Origin of the sequence: Lysinibacillus sphaericus (assembly GCF_005217585.1) — a bacterium.
Lineage (GTDB): Bacteria > Bacillota > Bacilli > Bacillales_A > Planococcaceae > Lysinibacillus > Lysinibacillus sphaericus.
The window spans coordinates 32,453-52,500 of record NZ_SZPT01000008.1; the positions used below are offsets into that span (position 1 = coordinate 32,453).

At 38.5% G+C, this 20,048-nt stretch carries 16 protein-coding genes; 7 read left to right on the forward strand and 9 right to left on the reverse strand.

The window, feature by feature from the left end; translation table 11 throughout:
• Positions 1-200 precede the first annotated feature (200 nt).
• Positions 201-920: a response regulator transcription factor gene (locus FC748_RS20265; protein WP_024360759.1), complete on the forward strand. Its 720-nt coding sequence runs from the start codon at positions 201-203 to the stop codon at positions 918-920.
• Positions 917-2,290: a sensor histidine kinase gene (locus FC748_RS20270; protein ID WP_024360760.1), complete on the forward strand. Its 1,374-nt coding sequence runs from the start codon at positions 917-919 to the stop codon at positions 2,288-2,290. Before FC748_RS20265 ends, FC748_RS20270 begins: the two co-directional genes overlap by 4 nt.
• 54 nt (positions 2,291-2,344) lie before the next feature.
• On the opposite strand, the gene FC748_RS20275 is transcribed toward FC748_RS20270, so the two are convergent.
• The 5 genes from FC748_RS20275 to FC748_RS20295 all read right to left on the reverse strand — a co-directional run bounded on the left by FC748_RS20275 (position 2,345) and on the right by FC748_RS20295 (position 7,455).
• Positions 2,345-2,704 carry a YxeA family protein gene (locus FC748_RS20275; RefSeq protein WP_024360761.1) on the reverse strand — a complete coding sequence of 120 codons (360 nt, stop codon included), beginning with the start codon at positions 2,702-2,704 and terminating at the stop codon, positions 2,345-2,347.
• A gap of 1 nt (position 2,705) precedes the next feature.
• A complete protein-coding gene (locus FC748_RS20280) occupies positions 2,706-4,574 on the reverse strand; it encodes an FtsX-like permease family protein (RefSeq protein ID WP_108031164.1) in 1,869 nt (622 codons plus the stop codon).
• Positions 4,561-5,328, reverse strand: a complete 768-nt coding sequence (locus FC748_RS20285; protein ID WP_024360763.1) for an ABC transporter ATP-binding protein — start codon at positions 5,326-5,328, stop codon at positions 4,561-4,563. Before FC748_RS20285 ends, FC748_RS20280 begins: the two co-directional genes overlap by 14 nt.
• 300 nt (positions 5,329-5,628) lie before the next feature.
• Positions 5,629-6,963 (reverse strand): FAD-dependent oxidoreductase, encoded by a 1,335-nt coding sequence (locus tag FC748_RS20290; RefSeq protein ID WP_108031166.1) that lies wholly within the window; start codon positions 6,961-6,963, stop codon positions 5,629-5,631.
• 204 nt (positions 6,964-7,167) lie between these two features.
• Entirely contained in the window at positions 7,168-7,455 is a 288-nt protein-coding gene (locus FC748_RS20295) for a DUF6509 family protein (RefSeq protein ID WP_024360765.1), read from the reverse strand.
• 206 nt (positions 7,456-7,661) lie between these two features.
• Here FC748_RS20295 and FC748_RS20300 point away from each other — a divergent pair, with 206 nt between their 5' ends.
• The gene (locus FC748_RS20300) at positions 7,662-8,846 is read left to right on the forward strand and encodes an alanyl-tRNA editing protein (RefSeq protein ID WP_108031168.1); all 1,185 of its coding nucleotides are present in this window, start codon (positions 7,662-7,664) and stop codon (positions 8,844-8,846) included.
• Positions 8,847-8,918: 72 nt separating this feature from the next.
• Here FC748_RS20300 and FC748_RS20305 read toward each other — a convergent pair whose 3' ends face one another.
• The 3 genes from FC748_RS20305 to FC748_RS20315 all read right to left on the reverse strand — a co-directional run bounded on the left by FC748_RS20305 (position 8,919) and on the right by FC748_RS20315 (position 15,138).
• A complete protein-coding gene (locus FC748_RS20305) occupies positions 8,919-11,321 on the reverse strand; it encodes an immunoglobulin-like domain-containing protein (RefSeq protein WP_108031170.1) in 2,403 nt (800 codons plus the stop codon).
• A gap of 81 nt (positions 11,322-11,402) precedes the next feature.
• Positions 11,403-12,821: an Ig-like domain-containing protein gene (locus FC748_RS20310; protein WP_108031172.1), complete on the reverse strand. Its 1,419-nt coding sequence runs from the start codon at positions 12,819-12,821 to the stop codon at positions 11,403-11,405.
• A gap of 214 nt (positions 12,822-13,035) precedes the next feature.
• Entirely contained in the window at positions 13,036-15,138 is a 2,103-nt protein-coding gene (locus FC748_RS20315; protein ID WP_244311207.1) for a methyl-accepting chemotaxis protein, read from the reverse strand.
• 231 nt (positions 15,139-15,369) lie between these two features.
• On the opposite strand from FC748_RS20315, the gene FC748_RS20320 reads away from it, so the two are divergent.
• Genes FC748_RS20320 through tatC form a run of 4 tightly spaced genes read left to right on the forward strand, consistent with a single transcriptional unit; the run spans position 15,370 to position 18,941 of the window.
• The gene (locus tag FC748_RS20320; protein ID WP_024360770.1) at positions 15,370-16,113 is read left to right on the forward strand and encodes a gluconate 2-dehydrogenase subunit 3 family protein; all 744 of its coding nucleotides are present in this window, start codon (positions 15,370-15,372) and stop codon (positions 16,111-16,113) included.
• Between the two features lie 18 nt (positions 16,114-16,131).
• Positions 16,132-17,844: a GMC family oxidoreductase gene (locus FC748_RS20325; protein WP_025218366.1), complete on the forward strand. Its 1,713-nt coding sequence runs from the start codon at positions 16,132-16,134 to the stop codon at positions 17,842-17,844.
• Positions 17,845-17,887: 43 nt separating this feature from the next.
• Entirely contained in the window at positions 17,888-18,091 is a 204-nt protein-coding gene (tatA, locus tag FC748_RS20330) for a twin-arginine translocase TatA/TatE family subunit (protein WP_024360772.1), read from the forward strand.
• A 10-nt stretch (positions 18,092-18,101) separates the two neighbouring features.
• The gene (gene tatC / locus FC748_RS20335) at positions 18,102-18,941 is read left to right on the forward strand and encodes a twin-arginine translocase subunit TatC (RefSeq protein ID WP_024360773.1); all 840 of its coding nucleotides are present in this window, start codon (positions 18,102-18,104) and stop codon (positions 18,939-18,941) included.
• 64 nt (positions 18,942-19,005) lie between these two features.
• Here the strand turns inward: tatC and FC748_RS20340 are convergent, their stop codons facing one another.
• The gene (locus FC748_RS20340; RefSeq protein ID WP_108031174.1) at positions 19,006-19,821 is read right to left on the reverse strand and encodes a metallophosphoesterase; all 816 of its coding nucleotides are present in this window, start codon (positions 19,819-19,821) and stop codon (positions 19,006-19,008) included.
• Positions 19,822-20,048: the final 227 nt, after the last annotated feature.

Here is a 20,048-nt window from a genome sequence, read left to right on the forward strand (position 1 = left end):
TACGAGTAAAACTACACTAAATTTACAATTATCATATCGAAGTATGAGCTGTGCTGGTTAACAGCGTAGTTGTTACTTGTTGCTCCATTCATCGTGCTTCGTCTTTGTCTCACTTTCATTTATAATAAGGCTGATAAAGAAGTAATATTTAACAACAAGACCTTTATTTAAACTAAAAATAGAAAGGGTGTAAGCATCCGATGGCAGAACCAACCATATTAATTGTAGAAGATGAAGCTGATTTAGCCAATCTTCTAAAGGTCAGTCTCCTAAAAGAAGGCTATAAACAAATTCATACAGCTGACTCCATTGAAAAAGCTTGGATAAGCTTTCAACAAACAACCCCCGACATTGTGCTCCTTGATGTCATGCTTCCAGACGGTGAAGGCTATGATTTGTGCCGTCGAATTCGTGAAGTTTCGCATATTCCAGTGCTGTTCTTATCAGCCAAAAATGAAGAAATCGATAAAATATTAGGGCTCGCTATTGGTGGTGACGATTATATTACAAAACCTTTTAGCCCTAAAGAAGTTGCTTATCGTGTAAAGGCTCAGCTACGTCGTGCCGGCTATCAAATACAGGAGACACCATTACCTGTTGCAAAGGCGATTCAAGTTGGACCATTCGTGCTCAATAGTGATGAAACAGAAGTACATAAAGACGGTACTTTATTAGAGTTAACGGCTAAGGAGATTGGTTTAATGGCTTGTTTTATGCATAATCCTAACCGTATTTTAAGCAAGGAAACATTATTTGAACGTGTATGGAGCGAGGATTTCTTTGGCTCAGACAATACAGTTATGGTGCACATACGTCGTCTTCGTGAAAAGATTGAAGTAGATCCATCTAAACCGGTTTTTATTACAACTGTTAAAGGGCTTGGCTATAAATTAGTTGTGCCAAAAGAGTTACAACGATGAAATGGCGCTTAACAGCACGCTTTTTACTTTCCATCTTATCGATTGTCATCATCGTTATTTTTGTTAATACTGCCATATTATTTGGACTAATTCTCTATCAGCAATTTAACAAATTTAATGATGCTACCGCAGATACCGAGGAAATTTTTGTACGCGAGTTCCAGCAGTATATTGATGTGAGCAATGGGCTTCCTTCTGTCAGTAAAGAAGGGCTTCAACAATTACACCAACGAAATGCTTGGATTCAATTGCTTGATGTAAATGGCCAAGTGACGGATGCTTATTTTGAACCTCAAGAGGCACTTTCTCATTATGCGCCTATTGATTTAATTCAAGTTTATAAATATAAAGAATTCGATGTTGATACAACAGTTTATGTAGGAAGTAAAGATAACATTAACTATTTAATCGGTATTAAAGGCAGTGGCGTTTCAAGATACGTGGTTCATCTTTCAGGCGCATCTACATTACAACTTATCGGAAAGTATGGCTTGCTTATCATTATTGCGGATTTACTAGTTGCAACGCTTGTTGGTTGGTTATTCGGTCGCACGCTCACTAAGCCCCTTTACGCCATGATTGAACGCATTCAGCATTTAAAAAATCACAAACATTTACCTATAAAAGTGCCAAAAGGTCTGTATCGTCCAGTATTTGAAAATTTAAGTGAAGTATCGAGCGAGTTGGCTGCCCATGAGCAAGAACGCAAGCGTTTAGAGATGATGCGTGAGGAGTGGATTAGTAACGTCTCGCACGATATGAAGACGCCACTTGCATCCATTCGGGGTTATGCAGAGTTATTAAATGATCGGAACTTATCGCCAAGCGATCGAACGGAATATGCCCAAATTATTGAAAAGCAGTCTTTGCATATGCAAGAATTACTAGATGATTTAAATTTAACAATGCGACTTAGACATCAGCAACTTCCGCTAACTTTAACGGAAGTGAATATGGTACAGTTTATGCGCGAAATTGTCATTGACACACTCAATACACCTCCCTATGAGCAAGCAAATATCGACTTTGATGCTACAGCAGAGGTTATTCTACATTCTATAGATGAACATTTTATGCGACGGGCTGTAGTGAATTTTTTATACAATGCATTGCTGCATAATCCTCCCGATGTAAACGTACATGTAACGGTTGATACGAACACCATTACTATAGCCGATAATGGTCGGGGCATAAGTGCCGAAGATTTAGCCCATATTTTTGAGCGCTATTACCGTGGAACCAATACTGAGCAAATACAAGGTACTGGACTGGGAACTGCAATTGCACGAGATATTATTGAAGCTCACGGAGGAACCGTAACCATCCTATCTGAAGAGCAAAAAGGAACTACAGTAACTATTCAATTATAAACAATCAAAATGTAAAAGGAGCAGCCCCCATTCTTTATGGACTGCTCCTCTTTATTATTTCATTTGAGCCTGCACTTTTGCTGGCATATCATCAAATTGTATTTCATCATAAGATGTCACTTCATTTTCCTTTTTCACGTAAAGCTTTAAATAGGCGTCCAGACGCAGATTTTTTTGTGCAGAAAATTTCAATGTCATCTCTTCTCCGTTTTCTTTAAATGCCGGTAGCTCATACCAATACGTTTGGAGTATTTGTCCATCATCAGCCTTATATTCTTCCAATTCCCCATCTGAGGTAATATGCACATAGTAAGTATCTTTATTTAAACGATTAAAGTCTACGGTCATAAGTACAATTAGACCTGCCACAAACAGGATAAACAGTGCTCCTATACTAATAAACATCTTTTTCATATTAATTCCCCTGTCTCACAATTTTATAAAACGACCGTACAGTAAAGAGATAATACAAGCCGTAAATGATTGAATAGGCAATCATCCATAATAGTACAGGCTTCGTTATATCCATATTAAATAATTGTGAAAACGCTAGTAGCGCGAAAGCACTGTGTACGATACCGACCACAAGTGGTGCGCTAAATATAACAGCAACCTGTCCTGCGACTGTCTTCAATATTTGCTTACTATTCACACCGATTTTATTTAATACTGCATACTTCGCCTGATCTTCTTCTGCCTCTGTTAACACTTTAAAGTAAATAATACTGCCAGTAGCGGCTAAAAATACAAGCCCTAAAAAACTGCCTACAAATAGTAATGAGCCGACTGTACCTAAACTATCCTCATAGCTTTGAGGAACACTTGAAAACCATTCTTGTTGCTCAGTTGATAGTTGTTCATAAATTTCTTTAGACACACTTTGCTGCTTTAAATCATCATCCATAGCAATAAGCTGCATGGTTACCGCTTCGGCATTCGTCGCAGCAAAAACTTGGTCGTTTACGACAAGCACCGTACCAGCTGACATAAAGTTTAGCACACTATCTGTGTACATTTTGTCGATATAAAAGGATTCCCCACTCTGCAATTTAAAGTTTTCACCCGTAAAGTCATGTGAAAAACGTTCATCAAAATTAACATCTAGTAAAATAGCTGAACCATCTGCTATATGCAGTTCACGATTTGTCCCCTGTAATGTCGCTAAACGATTGTAATCGGATTCCTTCAATAATGTATATTCAAAAAAAGCAAATTCATTATCGACACGTAAATTTTTGGCATCAATCGTTTCATTGTATAACACGTTTTGTTGGTCAAACTCTACTGCTTCACCTTTCCACATAAATGTGTTTGGTAACATATGACGCACCGTTGCTTCGGTATTGTAGTACATTCCAAAAACACCACCACCTGCGGTAATCGTTGTAGCACTTAGAATGGCGATGATAGACAACGATTTAGCATTTGCACGTATACGATACAATAGCTGTGAAACACCTATTAAATTTAACCCTCTCCACGACCAAGATGTAGCGTTTTTTAGCGCCGTCAGCACGAACACGCTGACACTATGAAACAATAAGTATGTCCCTGCAATTGTCAAACCTATTACTAGAAGTGGCGTACCAAGAATCGAGAATAATTTCCAAATAGAGCTTGTGAAAATATCTGTAGAGGCTGTGTAATAACTAAATCCAATAAACACTGTGCCCAGTATTGCTGCCAAAAGGGATGCACGGGGAATTTTCTCCCCTTGCTTCTCTGCATGAAACAAGTCGATTAATTTAAATTGGTAGATAACTCTGTAGCCCTGTAAGGACGTAAATAAGAATAGCACCGCAAAAATCCCTGCTGTTTGAAGCACTGCTTCCGGTGTAAATGTTAAATTTGCTACGACTTGATAGCCCATCAGTCGCACTAAAATTGTTACTAGCACCTTTGACATAAAAAAGCCTAGTACAATGCCTAAAATCAATGATAAAAGCCCAATAACTAAATTCTCAAAAAAGAGCATTAATCCTATTTTTTGCTTACGTACACCTAATAGTGAATAGAGTGCCACTTCTTTTTTCCGCTTCTTCATAAAAAACGAATTGGAATACGCGATAAAAATCACAATGAAAAATAACAGTACAATCGACGATGCACTCATTAGTCCTTTAATTTGTTGCGACATATTTGTTGAAGCCGCAAGCTCATCATTGTATTTTAACGTGACAAATGTAAAGTAAATGACGATGCTAAACACCATCGAAGCGATGTATAAAAAATAATTCGACAAATTGCGCTGAATATTTTTGCGCGCCAAGCTAAATAACGTCATTTACTCCACCTCCGATGCCTGCAAGCACCTGTAATATCTCCTGAAAAAACTGCTTTCTCGTTTGTATCCCACGATGAATTTCCTTAGATAGCTGCCCATCTTGGATAAAGAGAATGCGTTGACAGAAGCTTGCTGCAAACGCATCGTGTGTAACCATCATGATGGTTGCCGCATGGGATTGATTCAAATCACTTAAACTTTCGAGTAAATCTGTCGCTGATTTTGAATCGAGTGCTCCTGTTGGTTCATCAGCGAAAATAAGCTTCGGTGCTGTTACTAATGCACGAGATGATGCTGTTCTTTGCTTTTGACCACCTGAAATTTGGTAAGGATATTTTTCAAGTAGCTCACTAATGCCAAATAACTGTGCAATACGCTCTACCCGTATAGCAATTTCCTTCTGTGGCACCTTTGCAATGGCAAGTGGTAGTACAATATTTTCGCGCACGGTTAATGAATCGAGCAAATTATAATCTTGGAAGATAAACCCTAAATTATCACGACGAAAATCTGCTAATTGCGTATCTTTCATATGCGCTAAATTTGTATTACCTATTACAATATCGCCCGTTGTTGGCGTATCAATGGTTGCTAAAACATTTAAAAGCGTCGATTTCCCTGCACCAGAAGGTCCCATTACACCGACGAACTCACCTTGCGCTACTTCAAATGTTATATTTGCTAGCGCTGTAAATGTATTCGCGCCTTTGCCATACGTTTTACCTACATTTTCTACTTTTAATAATGGCGTCATATACGCTCACCTCTTTCTGATTACAGTATACGACCCCAAACTTACAGCAAAATTGTCGCAAGCTTACAGCAACCTTAACTTTATCCATTACAAACAAAGGATTCATACACAAAATGTGCATGAATCCTTTGTTTTGTTTACGTTGTATTCATCTGTTCGCGGGTATTTCTCTCTACTTCGCGGGTATTCACACCTTTTCCGCGGGTATCACCCTCTATTTCGCGGGTATTCACACCTTTTCCGCGGGTATCACCCTCTATTTCGCGGGTATTCACACCTTCATTGCTAACTAACTATTCACTAGATCCGTCCATTCATTCTTGCAGCTTGTTGTAAAGGATCCCATACCCCATTGAAAGGTGGGGCATATGCTAAATCTAAATCGAGTAAGTCCGGTAATGTCATTTTATTGTATAAAGCGGTAGCAAAGACATCAATACGTTTATCTACACCAGCAGGTCCAACGATTTGTGCCCCTAATAGTTGCTGATCTCTCTTTTGCACAACAATTTTAATATACATCCGTTGTGCGCCTGGGTAGTAGCCTGCAATATGACGTGCTGAGAGTTTATATGCCTCGTAATCGAACCCAAGCTTTTTGGCAGTGTTTTCATTGATGCCTGTAGTAGCGATTGTCAAATCAAAGAATTTCATTATAGAGGTGCCAACAATGCCCCGAAACGGTGCAAACTTTCCAGACATATTCAGTCCAGCTAAGCGCCCCTGCTTATTTGCTGTCGTTCCAAGAGGTACATAATCTAAGCGTTCCTTTACAATATGAAAATGGGTTGCACAATCTCCAGCCGCATAGATATTCTCAACCGACGTCTCTAAATGGCGGTTAACAACGATGGCTCCATTTTTAGCTAGTGCAATGTTTGTCCCATCTAAAAATTGTGTGTTCGGTTTTATGCCAGCAGCGACAATTACTAAATCCGTCTCTAACACGCCATTATTTGTAATGATTCGTTCAACTCGTGAAGAGCCTTCAAAGCCTTCAACATTCGTATTTAATAGAAGCTCTATTCCTTGCTTTTTCGCCTCATCATGAACATGCTTTGCTAGTTCTTCATCTAAAATATTGGCAACTTGACTACCTCGTTGTATCAGTCGAACTTTTTTATTACATGCATGAATCGTTTCGGCCATTTCAAGTCCGATATAGCCTCCACCAAGAATGGTCACCTGTTCGATATTTGGCGATAAATCGGCCAGTAATTCTTCTAATCCAGGTATTGTTTTAATTTTATGAATACCAGCTAATTCTGCACCTTTCTTTACTGGCATTATCGGATCCGCTCCAGTAGCGATAAGAAGCTTATCATAAGCAATTTCGAATGGTTCGCCTGAAAATTGCGTACCCATAACAAGCTGGTTCTCAACATCGATGCGTTCGACCTCATGTCCAACGCGTGCATCAATACCATATTTATCACGGAATGTCTCCACATCTCGCGCGATTAGGCGCCTTGTCGATGAAATCCGACCATCTACTACATAAGGCAATCCACATTGTCCATATGAATAAATAAATCCACGCTCTAAAGAGGTAATTTCTGCCCCTGGTACATTTCTATAAATCTCCATAGCGGCTGACATTCCCGCCGCATCTCCCCCAATAATTACGAACTTCATCCTACAAACCCCCTTATTCATATCCTAATTCTATATACTGGTTCATATATAGAGGACACGTTCCGCCTCACACAGCGACTTTAAATTAATGTTAACAAAAAGCGAAATACAAATGCACGTTTCCAGTACTACCATTTTCTAATTTATCGTGACAAAAAAACAGGTAAAGAAAAACAATTGTTTTTCTCTACCCGTTTTACGTACTTAAGCTTTTGTGATTTCTTCTTTGCAGAACGTTAAAATTTCTTCTAATTCATCATCTTCCAGTGCAAAGTCTAAATACTCTCCCTCTGCCTTCTCCATAATGAAATAATTTAAAATAAATGGAGCTCCTTCTTTTTCACCAATTAAAACACGAATTTCAATACCTGCTTCATGGTATAGCTCATCCTCTTCGTCAATGTCCACATCTAAAATAAATTCAAAACGTTTACCTTCAATAATATTCGTCGGATCTAAAATTTCTTCCATCGAGAATTGTGTAATATCCATTTATACTAGCTCCTTTATCTTTACCTATTCTTTTCTATAATAAATCAATTTCAGCATGGGTCAACTAGAAAACCTGTATACACCTTCATGCAATTATGACACAATAAAATAAAACTTTTAGCCGTATGCTATTTTTCAGCAATCAAAATGAGCTAACAGTTAACGCTTGGCAAGCTACATACCTATTACATAAAGGAGGCTTTTTAATGAAAGAGCTACTATATTATCAAGACGCTATGCAACAAGAGTTTACAGCAACGGTTGTACGTACCGGTAGTGAGCCGGATGGACGCCAGTACGTTGTGCTTTCTAATACCGCCTTTTACCCTACCGGCGGTGGTCAACCACATGATACAGGTACTTTAAACAATACTAACGTAATCGATGTCGAAAAGATTGACGATGAAATACGCCACTATATCGAGGGTGAAGCTTCCACTCTTTCTGGCGAAGTACATGGCAAATTGAACTGGAAGCGCAGATTTGATCATATGCAACAGCACGCTGGACAGCATATTTTAACAGCAGCATTTGTCGAACTTTTTGATGCACCAACTGTAAGCTTTCACCTCGGTAGTGAACAAGTTACAATAGATATTGCTGTAGACTCATTATCAAATGAACAGCTTGCGGCGGCTGAAGCTCGGGCAAATGCTATTATTTTAGAAAACCGTCCAATAGAAACAAAATGGATTACCGAACAGCAACTTGCTGACTATAACTTGCGTAAAGAGGTAGCTGTCACAGGAGCTATTCGTTTAGTCATCATCCCTGATTTCGACTACAATGGCTGCGGTGGAACACACCCGACATCTACAGGGCAAGTTAGCGCAATTAAAATTCTAGGAACAGAAAAAATGAAAGGCAATGTACGGGTCTCCTTTGTATGCGGAGGGCGAGTTTTAGCAGAGCTAGCGATGCGCAAGACCGTACTGGCGGACGTGGCTAGACAGTTAAGTGTGCCAGAAACCGAAGCAGCAACTGCCCTTACAAAGCTTTTAGCAAGCCAAAAAACGACAGAAAAAGCGCTTGTAGCGGCAAGAGAGGAATTGCTTACCTATGAGGCAAAAGCATTAGCTGCTAGTGATACACATATTATCGCTATTGCTTTTCATAATCGCACGATACAAGAGCTCCAAAAATTAGCCCGTTTTATTGTCGCTGAACGTGCTGATGTGATTGCCCTACTTGTTTCAGAAAATGAAGATAAATTACAATTTGTAGCTGCTCGCGGTACACAAGTAGACACCAGCATGAAAGAGCTTGCTACAAACGTTTTACCATGTATTAATGGTAAAGGCGGTGGTAGCGATCAAATGGTGCAAGGCGGTGGTGAGCGTATTATTGCTTGCGAACAACTGCTCACTGCTATGCAAGAAGCGCTACAATAAATCTATATACAGTAACAAGCCTCGCACAGCAAAACTGCTATGCGAGGCTTGTTGTATAATGGCTTAATTTTTTTAATCAATTAACTTTGAAGTTTTTAGGAAGCGCTCGATTATTACCGCAACCTCTGCACGTGTAATATTATCTGCTGGGGCTATCATTTGATTGCTTCTTCCTGTAACAAGACCTGTTTTCACCGATAGGGCAATGTAACGTTTTGCATCATCAGCTATTTGTTGATTGTCACTAAATGGGGCTAAAATTGAATTAATTTCATCCTCTGTGATACTTGTATTGATATTCGTTAGGGACAATGCTCTGGCTAAAATAGTCATCGCTTGCTGACGTGTTATTTTATCATTTGGTCCAAATTTGCCGTTACCATAACCTTGAATAAGATTATATTCTGTAGCTGTATTTAAATAGTGTGCGTACCATGCATCTTGTGCAACGTCGCTATATTTTATTGTACCTTCACTTGGCTTCAACCCTAAACCGCGCACCATTATTGCGACAAATTGCGAACGTGTAATATCTTTATTTGGTTCAAATACACCCTGACTCGTGCCATCAATAATGAAGCGAGAGCCAAGATTATTAATGCTATCCTTTGCCCAATGGGTTGTTACATCATTAAATGCAACAGGATGCCATACGACCGTATATAAACTATTTGTTAAACTATTGATTACTGCATAGTGCTTTCCTTCTTTTTGAACAACTTTCGTTGGCACGTGGTAAGTTGTGCCATCTGGTCTCACCACAACAGCTGTTGTGATTTTGCTTAAATCCGTATCGTTTGGAAGTGCAATTGTACGTTCTATATAGGTGTTAAATTTACTAATTTCACCTGTAGTGTTTCCAAATGTATAAGTCACTTTAAAGTCAATTGGCTTTGTCACTAAAGAGAAATTCTGTTCATTTGCGGCAGTATCTACTATTTGTGCTGCTTCTGCCGTTACTTTAGCAAGCTCTATACGAATTTTAATATCTTTTAGAGCAACTGTTGCGCCTAATTGTTGCGAGATAGCATCAATATTAATTTGTTGGGCAGGTAATTTATAAGAGGCTGTCGGTGTTTGGACGACAATTGTTGCCTGCTTATTCTCCATAGTTTTCACGATTTCACCATTTAGCTCACCGATCATCATGTCTGCATTGGTGTCACTCATAGGAATCGTTATGATAGCGTTATTACCTGTAGTTTGTAGCTTTTCTTGAAGTTTGGCTGAATCCACTAGTAGTGTAATTACCTTCTGATTATTAACTGTCGATTTTATAGCCTTACCAAGTGACATCTCTTCACCATTGACGATAAGAATTGCTGCATCTGTCGGTGCCGGATCTGGTGTCGGCGTTGTGCTTGGTGTGTCAGAGCTATTGTTACTATCACTTGTAGCAGGAGGCGCTTCCTTTGAAATTAAAATTGTGTAGAGCTGATACGCTCCATCAACCGCCGTTACTATCACAGAAATTGTATTTAAACCTGTAGCTAGTTTTACAGACTGTGTAGCGAGTGTTCCGTTTACAGTCACTGTGGATTTGCTATCTTCTACAGTCGGTGTAATGATGACACTATCTACTCCAGCAGAAACTTTCGCTGTATATGTTTTTATATCTTTGTTAAAAGCAGGGCTTAATGTACCGCTTGAAATCGTTAAATTTTTCAAATTCGCATTTGAAGAATTTGATAAAGCTTTCACAATAATTGTGAATGTTTTCGATTCTGTTACATTTCCTTTTGAAATGGTCGCCGTTAACACTACAGATTGATTACCCTGCATTGCAGTCGGTCGAGTCACCTTACCATCATTCGCTATAATGTCAGACTTATTAGATGACCAACTAATTGTTGTGCCATTCATACCTACAGTCGGTAATGTAAGTTTTTGTGTGACTGATGTTGCTGAATCCCCTACGCTATATATCACTGCCAAGGAACTTTTATCGTTTTGCACTTTATTTGAAAGCACTTGATAAAGTATGGTATTGATTTCAGTTTGTAACATTTCAATTTTATCAAAACCTTCAGTAGGTCGAACTTGAAGCAATTGTTTACACACTTCATCTTGTTCTTCCGTAGTTAACAAATTGTAGTCACTCAAGTCCAACTGTGTTTCTTCTTCAAATACTGTCCATAACTCAAAAGCATCAACAGCACTATTGACATTTATTAATAATGAACGAGCTATGAGAGCATTTAAATAGGTCTGTCTTAATAGAGTAATTGAATTATAACCAGCTTGTGGACGCTTCTCTATCATCCAATTGGCTAATTCGTTCTGATCCGCTAATTTGAAATTCAAATACAATTGATGTGCACCAGATGTATAGTGTAATACATTCCAATCACTAAGCATTGCGGATTTCATATCCTCTATATTACTAGCATTATTAAAAGAACCTAAGTCATTTTGTGCTGCTGAGGCGTTAGACATTGGCGCTAAGCATAGCGCCAATGCAATTAAAATGAGCAATAAGCTTGATCCTTTATTTTTTTTGTATCGAATACGACTCACCCATTTCTGATCAAAATATAAAACACTTATTAGTTCGCTTTATTTATTAATAGTAGAATAATCACCAAGCTGTAACTGTCTCCATTCAGAGCTTTCAAAGATAGAAGACCCTGATTGGAATCTGCTATATCGTGCAAGACCACCATTATTCGGTAAAAGAGCAGTTGTCGAAGTTGGATCTCCTAGTAAATCGACGATTTGGCCATTGCGCTCTAAAGCGATTGCTACAATATAACTACCATTTTCAACATGGAACTCTGTATTATAATATGTCGCATTTGTTAGATCAAAAAAATCATAAAATATTTCATTAATTATGATGTAATTTGCAATATTCGAACTATATATACTCTCTTTTTCAACGTTGCGAGTGCCTGTTGCCGGATTATATTGATGGATTACAAATTCATATCCTGCAGTATTTTCCATATTAGGATTAGATAGTTGGATGACATCTCTACCGCTCCCACCTTGTAAAAAATCAGATATAAAAAATGTCGGTGCTTCAATAGTTACTATAAAGATTGTTGACACTTGTCCACCATTTCCATCTTTAGCTGTTACTGTAATTGTGCTTGATCCGACTGCTTTCGGTTGTAGTGAGAGAGTAGTCCCATTTAAAGTAACGGCAGCAACTGCCTCATTACTTGAATTCGCACTTAATGTTAGGGTATCTTGATCTTCATCGGTAAATATATCGTTTAGTTCTATATTCCAAATAACTCCATTTTCATTTCCTCGTTGATCTTTAATCGTTTTCGCTACGATTGGCGCATGATTAGAAGAAGCTTCTGTAACTGTTACTGTAAAGTTTGTTGAAATAGTGCCCCCATTGCCATCAGTAGCCGTTAAAGTAATCGTAGCTGCACCAACTTTTTGAGGTGAAATGCTCAAAATTGTGCCATTCAAACTAACAGTAGCGATGTCTGTATCATTCGATACGGCACTCAATGTTAAAACATCATTATCTGCATCTGTAAATACATTGCTAATATCAATAGTACTATCCGCGCTATTAACAGCTAATGTTTGATTTGTAAGAGCCTCTGCTACTACGGGATCTGTATTGGCTTGAAGTAAAACCTCTACATCGAAGCTGGTCATAGCTCGTCCTACCTTCCCATCATCTGCAGTTACTTTTATTCTTGTAATGCCAGGTGCTACCCCTTCAATAATAAGTTGGTCGCCGTTAACTTGTGTCGCAACAATTCCAACAGGAGTTGGCACAACCTTATAAGTTAATGTGTCTCCATCGGCATCATAGAAAACCTTACTTAAGTCAATCACCTTTCGCGGTTGTCCCAGCGTAATAGTTTGCTTTGGGATTCTCTCAGATGCTACAACAATGGGCGATTGATTGTTAGAAGCCGCATAAGTAGAGAAACTAAGAATAGTAGAAATGACCAACATTAAACAGAGCGTTACTAAAATTTTTCTCGTATTTACTTTAATATCCAACACGAAGCCTCCTCTAATAATGTAATTGTTTTTTCTTTTGATAATGCTTGTTATGTAACCCTTAAAAACGTTAAAACATCTAAAAATGTATAGATGTCCTGACTGATTATATCAATCGAAACTCTCCAATTTCTCTCCAATCCAGTGTGTAAATCCTTTCAATTCATAAAAAAATAAGCTGTCCAAATAATTATGGACAGCTTTAGCTTGTATTTTATAATTTAAATTTTTGGATGGCTCCATGTAGACGGTTTGCCATGTCCGACATTTTTACAGTTTGCTTGTTCATTGCCTCTACCGTGTTCATTTGCTCGGCAGTAGCATTTTTCACTTCCGCTACATAATCACTTGCTGCATGGGCAGTTGCCGCCATTTCCTCCATAGAGGCAGAAACCTCTTCTGTATTAGCTGACATTTGTTCTGCGGAAGCATTCATTTCCTCAATTTGACCTGCTATTTCACCGACAGCTTGTACTATCTCTTCAAAACGCTCTCCTACTGCTTCAATTGCTACTAGACCTCGCGCTACATTCTCTTCGCCATTTTCTGCTGCTTTTACAACCTCTAATGTGTGTACCTGTACTCTATCAATTAATATATTAATTTGAGCAGCAGAGCCAGCTGTTTGCTCCGAAAGTTTTCTTACCTCCTCTGCGACTACGGCAAAGCCTTTTCCTGCATCTCCTGCACGTGCAGCTTCAATTGAAGCGTTTAATGCTAATAGGTTTGTTTGGTCTGAAATATCCGTAATCATTTTAGAAATTAGCTCTATTTCTTTCGATTCCTGTTCAAGCTTATGGATAATGTCCAGTTCTATAGCTGTTCCACGTTGTATTTCATCCATACGGCTAATCGATTGCTGGACTGCTCCGTTACTTTCACTTATTTTCTCGGAAATAAAATCCGTATTCGTAGCTATCGTTGAAGCAACTTCAGCAAAGTTTTGAATACCAAGTGCCATTTGTTCCATCGCTGAGGCACTTTCCTCCGCCATTGCCGTTTGACTTTGTGCGCCACGATCTACCTCACCTATTGCAAGTGCTATTTGCTCGGAATGTTTAGTGACAGCAATTACATCTCCCATTAACTCACAAGAGGTTTCATTTACCGCAGTCGCTTCTTTACCAGCTTGCGATATCATATCTCGCATATTATCTGCCATTTTATCTAAAGCCCGCACCATTGTCCCCATTTCATCAATGCGCTTCAAATATTTAGCTGGGATTTCTTGTGTAAAATCTCCCTCTGACAATCCTTCACTAATACGAAGTACGTGGCGAAGCGGTTTGCTTACAGATTTCGATATCGCAAACGAAATCAACATTCCTAAGATAGAGACGATAATCGTCATGAAAATAAAGTTTGTCTTCAATTGTGAAAGCCCTGCTAGCATTTCATCCTCTAGTGCGACGACCCCCATTTTCCAACCATTATCTAACGTATGATACCCCATTAAACTTGTACCTTGTTCCTTTGTATCGAAAGAGAAATAGCCATTTGTATTCCGAATCATTTCTTTTGCAGCTAACGATTCCCCTGTTATTTCGCCAGATTCTTCTGCGGCAGAAATTGCATTCACTTGCTCTTTCACAAGGGCATGGTTCTTATGTCCGATAACGGTACCTTTTGCATCTAACATAAGGGCATAACCATTTTCTCCAACTTGAATGTCTTCAACAATGTTAGATAAATAATAACCATCTATACGCGCTAACAATAATGCTTTTTCACCTGTCACAGTATCGATTGGTGCTACGATTAATATAACTGGTTCACCTGTGACACGACTAATCGTGATTTCTGACATTACTGTCTTGCCCGTAAACCCTTCCTTTATATAATCTCGATCACCTAAATCTGCTGTTGTATTATCTAAATAATGGGCTACGCCATCAGATGTGATAATGCCAAAGCCTAGATAATTTTTACTATCATCCATACGCTTTGTTAAATAGGTTTTTTGCTCCTCAAAGTCCATACCACGGATAACTGCTTGTTCCGCAATAGCCTCCACTTCCACTAAAGCTAACTGAAAGTGCTCCTCTATATATTTTGAGACATCTGCTGCTCTCGCTATCAAATTCGATTCAACCTGTTCTTCAACTGCTTTTGTACTATTCATCCATGTAGAAAAACCAAGGGTACCACATGTAACAAATACTAAAGCGATAATTGCTATAACTAATTTACCACCAATACCTTTAATCCACATATTCGCTTTGCTCATTTCTCCAAATTTATTTTTCATTATCATTTTAATTTTTGTAATTTTTTGCCCTTCTTCCTCAAGAGTAAGGTCACTATAACTAGAAGTCAATAAAAGTTTTCCAATAAGATTAAAAATTGTCTAAAATTGTATTTATCATCATACTCATAGTGCTTATAGTCTAATACATTTTATCCATACACTTCCTAAATCGTTATTAAATAGATTGTTTTAATGGATAAAATTAAAACTTTTTCCATGGTAATTTGATTATAATTTGCTTTTTTTGTTGATTATAAAAAATAGAACACAATCTGTTTACTTTGGAGGGGTGTATTTTATATGAGTGCAGATAAGAATGTCTCACGTCGTGATTTTTTAAAAACAACAGGTATTGCAGCTGGTACATTAGTCGGTGGTGGATTAATTGGTGGTCTTGTTGGCTATAACATCAACGGTAAAGGCACTTCTACATTAGAGCATGGTAATGGGACGACAAATGAAGCTGCCGGTTCACCTAAAGCAAAAATGTTTTTCATGAACGAACGCGATTTTAAAATTTTATCGAATGCTACTGAACGTATTTTTCCTAAGGATGATTTAGGACCTGGTGCAATTGATTTAGATGTACCTTACTTCATAGATCATCAGTTAGCCGGACAATATGGCAGTAATTCCAAAGAATATATGCAGGGACCTTTTGGTGAAGGCTCTCCTACACAAGGCTATCAAAGTCGCTTAACACGCGCTGAAATTTTTAAACAAGGCATTGCCAAAATGGAAACGGAAGCTCAAAGTCGATTCAAAAAAAGCTTTAATGATTTAGAGGGCAAGCAAATGGATGAAATATTAACAGCTTTTCAAAAAGGTGACATCCAAATGAGTGGTGTAACTTCCGCGTTCTTTTTTGCACTATTACGTGCCGCTACTTTAGAAGGTGCATATTCAGATCCTTTATACGGTGGGAACCGAAATATGGAGGGTTGGCGTATGAAAGGCTTCCCTGGTCATCAAATGGCTTATATCACAATGATTGAAGATCCTAAGTTCCAAAAAATTGAACCAAATCAATTAGGCAATCACTAATCTAAGGGGGGTTTATAAATGGCAACAACATTACCAAGTGTAGACGTTGTAACAGTAGGTGTTGGGTGGACAGGTGGCATTGTCGCTGCTGAGTGCTCGAAAGCTGGATTAAAGGTCGTTGGTTTAGAACGTGGTCAGAAGCGTGGCACCGAGGATTTTTTAAGTATTCATGATGAATACCGCTACGCAATTCGCTATGATTTAATGCAAAATCTTTCAAAGGAAACAGTTACTTTTCGTAATAATCGAAAGATGCAAGCTTTACCGATGCGTCAACTCGGTTCCTTTTTATTAGGTGAGGGGCTTGGAGGGGCTGGGACGCACTGGAATGGTATGACATTCCGCTTTTTACCGTATGACTTTCAGATTAAAACAATGACAGACGAGCGTTATGGGGCAAATAAATTAGGGCCTGACTATCTATTGCAGGATTGGGCACTAAACTACGATCAATTAGAACCCTATTTTGATAAATTTGAAAAAACACTCGGCATTTCAGGGGATGATAAAAATCCGTTTGCAGGTAAACGCTCAAGTGCCTATCCAACACCTCCTATGAAAATGACGCCTATGCTACAACAATTTGAGAAAGCAACGAAAAATCTAAAATTATCACCTTATATGGTTCCTTCTGCCAACATCTCAGAAGTCTATAAAAATCCTGATGGTGAAACAATTAATGCTTGTCAATATTGTGGCTTCTGTGAACGTTTCGGTTGTGAATATGGGGCAAAATCTTCCGCGGAAATTACCGTAGTACCTACTGCTTTAAAAACAGGAAATTTCGATTTGCGCTTTAACTCTAACGTTGTAGAAATTTTAAAACAGGGTAACAAGGCAACCGGCGTAAGATATATCGACACGGTATCTGGTGAGGAGTTTATACAGCCTGCGAATATTGTCGTATTAACAAGCTATGTCTTCAACAACGCTAAGCTGTTAATGGTTTCTAATATTGGTCAACCATATGATCCAACAACAGGTAAAGGAACATTAGGCCGAAACTATTGTTATCAAATATTACCTGGTGCTAGTGGATTCTTTGATGAACAATACAATACATTCATGGGTGCAGGGTCTCTTGGGATGAGTATAGATGATTACAATGGGGATAACTTTGACCATAGTGAGTTAGATTTTATCCACGGTGGCAATATAGCGCTTACTCAAACAGGCACACGTCCTATTAGCTCTAACCCAACCCCTCCTGATACGCCAACATGGGGACCCGAATTTAAAAAGCAGTCTATTCATTACTATACACGTTCGTTTGGTATTGGTGCTCAAGGGGCCTCTATGCCACATAAAGAAAATTATCTGTCTCTTGATTCCAATTACAAAGATGCGTATGGGTTACCACTCGTACAATTAACCTACAACTTTACTGATCAAGATCGTGCACTGCATAAATTTATTTCAGCTCGCGCTGCGGACATTATGAAAGAAATGGGTGCCAAAACGATTGTACCTAATGCAGAAATTACAGATTATAACATCGTCCCTTATCAAACGACACACAATACAGGTGGGACAGTTATGAGCTCAACACCAGATAAGGGCGTTGTGAACAACTATTTACAACATTGGGATGTAGAAAATCTTTTTGCTATAAGTGCTGGAAGCTTTGCTCATAATAGTGGCTATAATCCAACTGGTACCCTCGGCGCACTAGCTTATCGTTGTGCAGAAGGTGTTGTGAAATATAGCAAATCAGGTGGTTCTTTAGTGTAGGGTAGCTATCTTTACTATGAAAATTGGAGAGGAGGATGAAGCGATGGGAGGTCTTGGTGCAATCGGCATTCCTGGGTTAATTATCATTTTGGTCATTGTACTTATCGTTTTCGGTCCAAAAAAATTACCGGAAATCGGTGGTGCAGTCGGTAAAACATTTGCAGAGTTCAAAAAGTCAACAAAAGGATTAATGGATGACGACGATGAGCCTGCGAAAAAAGTAGAAAAAAAATCTGATGTTTCGTAGGAGGTTTCCTATGGATCCTTATGAAGAAAAAAATTATTTAAGTCCGCTCGATAAAAAGCAAACAGAGCCTCCATCCTTACAGGAGGCTTTTGTTGAAATAGCCAGTATTGACGATGAGCAGACAATTGTCGAAGATAAACCACTTTTCCCTGTAGACTCTCTACTGGAGCATATTACAGAACTGCGAAAACAAATCATTAAAGGGCTTGTCGTCTTTCTATTATTTTTTATTGTCGCATTTTCAACCATTAATATTTGGTTTCCTTATGTAACCCGTGGCCATTCACTTATTATATTAGGGCCTTTAGAAGTCGTTAAGTTTTATATGACCATTTCAACTACTCTAGCCTTTGGTCTATCGATGCCCTTTCTCGTTCACTTTCTTTGGAGCTTTGTAAAACCCGGCTTAAAGGAAGAGGAAAGCCGTTTTCTCGGGCTCTATGCACCTGTAATGTTTGTGCTCTTTTTATTAGGTATCGCATTTGGCTATTTTGTTGTAAACCCACTTAGCTATTCATTTTTAGTAAGCTTAGGTGCTGCTAATTTTGATGTAATGGTATCTGCTAGTGAATACATGCATTTTTTAATTATGACGACTGTACCACTCGGCTTATTATTTGAGTTACCCATCGTTGCACTCTTTTTATCGTCCATTGGTTTACTAACTGCGGAATCCATGAAAAAAATACGAGGCTGGTCCTATATCGCTATGGGTGTTGGCTCTGCAGTTATTACCCCACCTGATTTCATTAGTCAATTACTTGTATTAATACCGATGATTATTTTATACGAAATTAGTATTCATCTTGTTAAACGTATAGAACGTAAACAACTAGAAAGCACTGCGTAACTATAACGCAGTGCTTTCTAGTTATTTATTTCTGTTGCGGGCTTGAGTGCCTGGCACCCAGTGCTTATTTTTTCTTTAAATCCATGACAATAATTTCTGGTAGATTAAAAATTCGATATGGTACACTACTATTTCCTAGACCTCGGCTAACGACCATTTTGGTGCGTTCTTCCTCGTATAAACCAGCAGTGAACTTAGGAAACAGTCCCTGTCCTGGCGCCACAAGTCCTCCCATGCCAGGAATCCGTACTTGCCCACCATGTGCATGCCCCGAGAATACCAAATCTATTCCTTGATTTACATACGTACTAAACACTTCTGGTCGATGCGCCAGCAATAACTTTAGCATATCTTCTGGAACATACGCTGTCGCCAACTCTAACATTTCTTCTGTCGATCTACCCATTAACGGATCTTCAATACCAAGAATCGCCAAGCGCTCCCCGTCGCGCTCTAGCACGGTCGATTCATTAGCCATCACATGTACACCTAACGATGAAAGCGCCTCATAAATTTCATTAACCTTATTCGACGCCACTTCATGGTTTCCTAGTACATAATATACATCCGCTAATTCAACTAGTCCTTTAACTGCCTGTAGACTTTGTTTTAAATCGTAACGATTGCTATCAATCACATCACCCGTGATAAAAATATAGTCAGGATTCGTATCCTTAACCTTAGCAATCAGTTTTTGCTGATTGTTACCAAAGCGGGCATCATGTAAATCCGATACTTGTACAATGCGTAGCCCATCAAAGTTGGCAGGCACCTTTTCTGATTCGAATACATGTTTACTAACGACTAGCCAGTGATTGTTTACGTACAAAAAAATGACTATAAAAAGAATAAAAAAGATACCATATAATAATTTTTTCAATCGCAATCGCTCACTTTGCGGCTACTTTTTTTCAGAATAAAACTCTGACTACTCTATTATAAGCAAAAACCAAAGTGATTGTAAGTATATGCACTTTAATAATATAAAATGCATACAAGTACTATCTTCATATTCCTTCATGCTTTAGCATATGGCATCCAAAATCCACACTACTTGTTAGATTGAGATTCTCGTTGCGCCATCATTATTACTAGAATACAATTTCA

Bases quoted from the DNA above. Each gene is read 5' to 3' on its own strand.
- FC748_RS20320 (WP_024360770.1), top strand. From the start codon at position 15,370: ATGAGTGCAGATAAGAATGTCTCACGTCGTGATTTTTTAAAAACAACA.
- FC748_RS20265 (WP_024360759.1), top strand. From the start codon at position 201: ATGGCAGAACCAACCATATTAATTGTAGAAGATGAAGCTGATTTAGCC.
- FC748_RS20270 (WP_024360760.1), top strand. From the start codon at position 917: ATGAAATGGCGCTTAACAGCACGCTTTTTACTTTCCATCTTATCGATT.
- FC748_RS20290 (WP_108031166.1), bottom strand. From the start codon at position 6,963: ATGAAGTTCGTAATTATTGGGGGAGATGCGGCGGGAATGTCAGCCGCT.
- FC748_RS20275 (WP_024360761.1), bottom strand. From the start codon at position 2,704: ATGAAAAAGATGTTTATTAGTATAGGAGCACTGTTTATCCTGTTTGTG.
- FC748_RS20300 (WP_108031168.1), top strand. From the start codon at position 7,662: ATGAAAGAGCTACTATATTATCAAGACGCTATGCAACAAGAGTTTACA.
- FC748_RS20285 (WP_024360763.1), bottom strand. From the start codon at position 5,328: ATGACGCCATTATTAAAAGTAGAAAATGTAGGTAAAACGTATGGCAAA.
- tatC (WP_024360773.1), top strand. From the start codon at position 18,102: ATGGATCCTTATGAAGAAAAAAATTATTTAAGTCCGCTCGATAAAAAG.
- FC748_RS20325 (WP_025218366.1), top strand. From the start codon at position 16,132: ATGGCAACAACATTACCAAGTGTAGACGTTGTAACAGTAGGTGTTGGG.
- FC748_RS20295 (WP_024360765.1), bottom strand. From the start codon at position 7,455: ATGGATATTACACAATTCTCGATGGAAGAAATTTTAGATCCGACGAAT.
- FC748_RS20280 (WP_108031164.1), bottom strand. From the start codon at position 4,574: ATGACGTTATTTAGCTTGGCGCGCAAAAATATTCAGCGCAATTTGTCG.
- tatA (WP_024360772.1), top strand. From the start codon at position 17,888: ATGGGAGGTCTTGGTGCAATCGGCATTCCTGGGTTAATTATCATTTTG.